This is a genomic window from Kocuria sp. CPCC 205260 (genome assembly GCF_040981045.1).
Taxonomy (GTDB): Bacteria; Actinomycetota; Actinomycetes; order Actinomycetales; family Micrococcaceae; genus Kocuria; species Kocuria palustris.
Window position 1 is genome coordinate 1 of sequence record NZ_JAVKPT010000024.1, and the last position, 1,083, is coordinate 1,083.

Sequence of the window (1,083 nt, forward strand, 5' to 3'; positions counted from 1 at the left end):
GAAATCAAAGTTCTTCAGGAGTATAAAGAAAAAGCACACCGGGAACTTTGCCGGGTACGTGACGAACAGAAAACTTTCGGAAAAATAAAAGAGGAGTTCTATAAATTAAAATATTGTAGTACAGTTGTTTATATGGTTCCAAGAGCGTAAATTTGCAGAAAATAAGAATTTTATAATGAACAAGTTATCCCGATACCGTAAGCTTCGTTATAATCAACTATTTGAGTCAGAGAATCGTGAATTGCGTTTGAATGAAATGGGCAATCCTCTTGAAGTGTTGTCTCAGTATGTTGATTTTGAGATCTTTCGTCCTACTCTTGAATCAGCCCTTTTTACCGGAGAGCGCAAAAGTAATGCCGGTCGTCCGCCGATAGACTGTGTGCTGATGTTCAAGGTCTTGTTTCTTCAGCGTTATTATGGTTTGAGTGACCATCAGATAGAGTATCAGATAGTTGACCGTACGAGTTTCCGCAAGTTTCTTGGTATTGAATGTGTTGACGATGTTCCTGACGAGAAGACGGTGTGGAAGTATCGCGAACTCCTGACAAATACAGGCGTTTATGACAAGCTTTTTTCGGAATTTCATAGTTTCATGGAAAGTAAGGGTCTGCAATTCAATGAGGGTCGCATCATTGATGCCAGTTTTGTTATTGCCCCTCGCCAACGTAACACCCGTGATGAAAATGAGCAGATAAAACAGGGAGCGGGTGATAAGTTGTGGAATGACAATCCCCACAAGAAGTGCCACAAGGATGTAGATGCCCGCTGGACAAAGAAGCGTGATGAGACTTTTTACGGCTACAAGCAGCATACTAAAGTTGAGAAACGCAATAAGATCATACTTTCTTATGATACCACGTCGGCAGAAGTGCATGATTCCAAAGGCTTTGAAGGACTGCTGGATGAAAAAGACGAAGGCAAGGACTTGTATTTGGACGCCGGTTATGTCGGACAAGAGGAGATTGTAAAACAGCATAAGATGAATCCGATAATTTGCGAAAAGGGCTACCGTAACCGTCCGCTTACCAAGGAGCAGAAATCAGACAATAGGAAAAAATCCAAGACACGTTGCCTTGTCGAGCA

1 protein-coding gene is annotated in these 1,083 nt (G+C 41.8%); it reads left to right on the forward strand.

Features of this window, described 5'->3' with window-relative positions:
• Positions 1-175: 175 nt before the first annotated feature.
• The coding region (locus RF645_RS12930) for an IS5-like element IS1169 family transposase (RefSeq protein ID WP_368819240.1) at positions 176-1,083 on the forward strand (908 nt) is incomplete at its 3' end.